A 4516-nucleotide genomic window follows, 5' to 3' on the forward strand; every position below is an offset into this window, starting at 1 on the left:
GGGGTCCCCGGTCCGCCTCCGCGCCAGCAGGACGCCCACGGCGACGTTGGCCGCCCACACCGTCATGATCACGGCGCCCATCCCGTTGAAGACCAGGGCGTCGAGCGTCGTCTCCACGTTGAAGTGGCTCCGCCGCCCTCGCAGGACCTGGACCACGATGGCCACCAGTTCGACACCGACGAGGACGGCGATCACCGAGCCGAGCCGGCGCCCGCCGGGCCGGACCAGCGACAGCAGCCAGGCGAGCGTCACGTTGTACACGGCGATGGACAGCGCGAACCGGGCGGGCTTGGCCCAGATCGGCTCCCCGACCAGGACCCGGCCGTCGACCGCGGTCCCCACCAGCGACGCCGCCAGCACGAGTCCGGCCAGGGCCGCCGTCAGCACCAGGGGTCGGTGCCAGTCCAGCACGGTTCTCAGGAAGAGGGGGAAGCACACGGGGCACCTCGGAGCAACCGTCACCTTCTGTTACCGGTCTCCTCCTACCCCGCCCAACGGCTCACAGACGGAGTTCGAAGACCATCCGGTCCACACCGGGCGCCTCGTAGTCGGCGTGCGGCCCCGTCACCTCGAAGCCGAACGCCCGGTGGAAGGCGATCGACCGCTCGTTGACCGGCGAGGTGATCGCCCGCACCACCGTCCGCCCCTCGGCCCGGGCGGCCGCCGTGAACCGCTCGTACAGCCGGCTCGCCAATCCCGACCTGCGGTGCTCCGGAGCCACTCCGACGAAGTGCACGTAGGCCTCCTCCGGCTCAGAGGGCGACGCGAACCCCACGAGGAAGCCCGCCAGCTCCTCCCCGAACTCGGCCGTGAGGCTGCTGGTGTGGAAGTGGTCGAGGAACAGCCGGGGCAGCACTCCCGAGATCGGTCGCCCCCACCAGTCGTCGCACACCGCGATGATCCGCGCGTGGTCGGAGGGGCGGGCGGTACGGATGTCGACATCGGACACGGGAAGGGTCTCCTGCCATCTCGGGAGTCGGACGGGTGATGGTCATGCCCCGCCCTCGTGGGCGAACGGCCGGGTCACGATCGGCCGAACGCCTCTCGAAACGGCGACCGCACCGCGTCGGTTCCCATCACCGCGAACACCACGTGTCCGAACACCCCGGCGAACTCCCCGTCCAGATGTTCGGCGAAGGCCCCCGCCACCTCGGCGGGACGGTTTCCGAACACACCGCACCCCCACGCGCCCAGGACCAGGACGTCCGCACCCCGGTCGGCGGCCACCGCCAGGACGCCCCGGGCCCGGTGTACCAGCGCCCCGGGGATCCGGTCCGCCTCACCCGTCCGGTTCCGCTCGACCATCCGCCGGTTCGGCGCGGCGCACGTCAGAAAGGCCGCCACCACGGGGTCGGGCAGCCACCCGCCCCGGTCGTCCCGGAACACCGGGACACTCGGCGAGTAGATGACCCGGTCCGTGTAGAGCAGGCTCCGCTCGCTCCGATGGTGGTCGTAGAACTCCGGGCACGTCGTCAGCGACGCGTACAGTCCGCTCGACCTCGCCAGACTCTCCTCCTGGGCACGGGCCCCGTTGGCCACGCCCCCACCAGGGTTGCGGGCCGACGCGAAGTTCAGCGCCGCGACCTCACCGGCCCCGGCCAGCCGTGCGACGGCCTCCAGGGTGCTCTCACCCGTGACCTCGACCCGGGTCCTCCCCGTGCCCTCCGGCGCGGTCAGGCCCCGCAGCTCCTCGGGCGGATAGAGCCGTGTGCCCGCGCGCATCGCCGCGAGCGCCCCCGACAGGTCCACCGTGCGGCCGCCGGCCGTGTACCGCTCCGCCTCGACGGCGGTCCGGGTCTCCCGCCACACGCGGCGCAGTCTCTGGGACATGTACGTTCCCTCCGTCCTCGGCGGAGCACGAACCTACCGGCGGCGCGGCGGGGGCCCAACCACTTTTTCCCGGGCCCGGAAAACCGTTGGCCGCGGCGCCCGGACGTGGAGCATGCTCGAAGCATGGACCCCAAGCGCCGTGTCCGGACCTCCAAGTTCCTCTCCCTCGTCCTGCGCCACGACCCCTCCCGTGTGGGAATCACCCTCGACGCCGAGGGCTGGGCCGACATCCGCGCACTCCTGGACGGCTGTCGCCGCGCCGGTCGCCGCGTCACCCACGCCGAGCTGATGGAGGTCGTCCGCACCAACGACAAACAAAGGTTCGCCCTCAACGCCGACGGAACACGCGTACGCGCACGTCAGGGACACTCCGTCCCGGTCGACCTCGCCCTGGCGCCCGCCACTCCGCCGGAGCTGCTCTACCACGGCACGGTCGGCCGATTCCTGCCCGCGATCACCGCCGAGGGCCTGCGCTCCATGGGCCGCCACGACGTCCACCTGTCGGCGGACGAGGCCACCGCTCGCAAGGTCGGCTCCCGCCGCGGCGCACCGGTCGTGCTGGTCGTCGCCGCCGGACGCATGCACGCCGACGGGTACGCCTTCCGGATGAGCGACAACGGCGTCTGGCTGGTCCCCGAAGTCCCACCGGAGTACCTGGGCGAACCCGTCAGTCGGGCCTGACCGCGCTGAAGATCGCCGTCCCGGGGATCATCCGGCCGCGGATCGGCCCCCAGCCGCCCCAGGCCCGGTCGTGTCCCTCCGGCCACTCCGGTTCGACCACGTCGCGCAGGACCAGCCCGGCCCCGGTGATCCCCCGGATCCAGTCCCCCATGGTCAGGTGGTGTTCGACGTAGACCGCCCGCCCCCGGTCGTCCTCCTCCACGTAGGCGCGCCGGTCGAAGTAGGACTGGCACACGGTGAACCCGTGCTCGGTCGGGTCGTCCGGGAAGCACCACCGCACCGGATGGGTCACCGAGAACACCAGGCGCCCGCCCGGCCGCAGCACCCGCCCCGCCTCGGCGAGCGCGTCCGTCGCGGCGGGAACGAACGGGAACGCCCCGAAGGCCGAGAACACCACGTCGAACGACGCATCCGCGAACGGCAGTCGTTGGGCGTCCGCCTGCGCCGTGGGCACCGCGAGCCCGGTCTCCTCGTCGATCCGCCGCGCGTGCTGGAGCTGGCGCGAGGCGAGGTCGACTCCGACGACCTCCCGTACGCCCTGGGACCGCAGCCACCGGGCGCACTGGCCCGCGCCGCACCCGACCTCCAGGAACCGCCCGTCACGTGTGTTCGCCAGGTCGAGCAGGTCCGCGTCGGCCTCGGTCAGTCCCTCGGGACACCACACGAACCCGGTGTCCCCGAGGAAGCCCCCGTGGTCGGCCTGATAGGCGTCCGCCGCCGCGTCCCACCACAGCCGGCCCGCCCGGGCGCTCTCCCACGGACCGACCGCACGCCGTTCGACCCATCCCGGGTCCGGGTAGTCAGCCTCGTCCGGCACGGTCGCCCGCCTCCTCCTCGCGCGCGGCACGCGCGCCGTCCGACTCCGCGCCGCCGCCGTCGTCGTCCGATCCGCCGTCGGCCGCGCCCGGGGCCGACCGGGCCTCCCGCGCGTCCCGAACCTCGCGGCGGACGAGGAACACCCATCCGCCGATCGCGATGAGCGTGAACACCCACCACTGCACCGCGTAGGACAGGCTCATCCCCGATTCCAGCTCCTGCGTGGCGACGCGTTCGGGGGCCGGGTCGGGAACCGGGTCCTGGCTGGTGAGCTCCACATACCCGCCGTAGACGGGATAGGGCAGCTCCTCGGCGAGCGCGTCGACGTCGACGATCATGATCTGACCCTCGGGCAGGCCGCCACGGTCGTGCACCCCGGTGTTCTCCTCGGTCTCGGAGAACTGGAGGCGGCCCTTGACCTCGATCTCGCCCTCGGGCGCCGGCGGCACCTCCGGTGTGTCCCGGGCGGTCTCGCCCGGCGGGATCCAGCCCCGGTTGACCAGGACCGCGGCCCCGTCGTCGGTCACCAGCGGCGTGAGCACGTGGAACCCCACACCGCGCGAGCCGTCCCGGTTGCGCAGCAGGAGCTGGTGTTCGGTGTCCCAGGTTCCGGTGACCTCGACCGTGCGCCACCGATCGTCCCGGTCCACGGTCCCGCCGACCTCGGTGAGGTCGGAGACGGGCACCGGATCGGCGGACAGGTTCCCCTGTTGCAGGTCGACCGCGGCGCTGCGCTGCTCCCAACGGTCCAACTGCCAAAAACCCAGCCACACGAAGCTGGGAACGATGAGCACGACCAGCGCGTGGAACGCCAGCATGCGTGAGGAGAACAGGACTCTGAGCACGTCTTCGAGGTTATGAGACGTCCCCGGCCTCCCCGCACCGCCCCCGCCCGGGCACGCGGAACGCCTCCGGGGCCGTGCCGGGCACGCGAAGGGCGGGGCCCGGAACACCGGAACCCCGCCCGAACAGCCTTTGTCGTGGACTCGCCGTGGGGCTAGACCTCGTCCTCGGCGCCCGCCGCCGCGCGGCGCTTGCGTGCGAAGTACAGACCGGCGCCACCGGCCCCGATCGCCGCCAGACCGGCCGCGACCAGACCGCCCAGGGCGGTGCCGGTCACCGCGAGCTGCTCGTCGGCCTGCGGCTTGCGGTCGTCGCCGGTGGAGGAGGAGTCGTCGCCGTCGGAGCC

Annotated in this window: 6 protein-coding genes and 1 pseudogene; 1 reads left to right on the plus strand and 6 read right to left on the minus strand. The window is 72.8% G+C overall.

Annotated features, from left to right (window positions below; genetic code table 11):
* From D471_RS0129725 to D471_RS0129735, 3 genes and pseudogenes are all read right to left on the minus strand, one after another.
* Positions 1 to 438, minus strand: a pseudogene (locus tag D471_RS0129725) (hypothetical protein); the annotation flags it as partial.
* 61 nt (positions 439 to 499) lie between these two features.
* Positions 500 to 949: a GNAT family N-acetyltransferase gene (locus D471_RS0129730; RefSeq protein WP_017601986.1), complete on the minus strand. Its 450-nt coding sequence runs from the start codon at positions 947 to 949 to the stop codon at positions 500 to 502.
* Between the two features lie 74 nt (positions 950 to 1023).
* Entirely contained in the window at positions 1024 to 1830 is an 807-nt protein-coding gene (locus D471_RS0129735) for a TIGR02452 family protein (protein ID WP_017601987.1), read from the minus strand.
* A 123-nt stretch (positions 1831 to 1953) separates the two neighbouring features.
* Here D471_RS0129735 and D471_RS0129740 point away from each other — a divergent pair, with 123 nt between their 5' ends.
* On the plus strand, positions 1954 to 2511 hold the full coding sequence (locus tag D471_RS0129740; protein WP_017601988.1) for an RNA 2'-phosphotransferase: 558 nt from the start codon (positions 1954 to 1956) through the stop codon (positions 2509 to 2511).
* Here the strand turns inward: D471_RS0129740 and D471_RS0129745 are convergent.
* The 3 genes from D471_RS0129745 to D471_RS0129755 form a co-directional block, all read right to left on the minus strand.
* Complete coding sequence (locus D471_RS0129745) at positions 2498 to 3328, minus strand: class I SAM-dependent methyltransferase (protein ID WP_017601989.1); 831 nt, start codon at positions 3326 to 3328, stop codon at positions 2498 to 2500. The two genes, D471_RS0129740 and D471_RS0129745, sit on opposite strands and share 14 nt — an antisense overlap.
* Positions 3312 to 4172, minus strand: a complete 861-nt coding sequence (locus D471_RS36890; protein ID WP_017601990.1) for an SURF1 family cytochrome oxidase biogenesis protein — start codon at positions 4170 to 4172, stop codon at positions 3312 to 3314. Before D471_RS36890 ends, D471_RS0129745 begins: the two co-directional genes overlap by 17 nt.
* Positions 4173 to 4324: 152 nt before the next feature.
* Positions 4325 to 4516 (minus strand): LPXTG cell wall anchor domain-containing protein (locus tag D471_RS0129755; protein ID WP_026128222.1); only part of this gene is annotated, 192 nt, incomplete at its 5' end.

This window comes from Nocardiopsis lucentensis DSM 44048, from assembly GCF_000341125.1.
In the GTDB taxonomy this organism is placed as follows: domain Bacteria; phylum Actinomycetota; class Actinomycetes; order Streptosporangiales; family Streptosporangiaceae; genus Nocardiopsis; species Nocardiopsis lucentensis.

What these genes read in the sequence shown, in the direction of transcription:
- D471_RS0129735 (WP_017601987.1), bottom strand. Translation starts at nt 1,830, where the DNA reads ATGTCCCAGAGACTGCGCCGCGTGTGGCGGGAGACCCGGACCGCCGTC.
- D471_RS0129740 (WP_017601988.1), top strand. Translation starts at nt 1,954, where the DNA reads ATGGACCCCAAGCGCCGTGTCCGGACCTCCAAGTTCCTCTCCCTCGTC.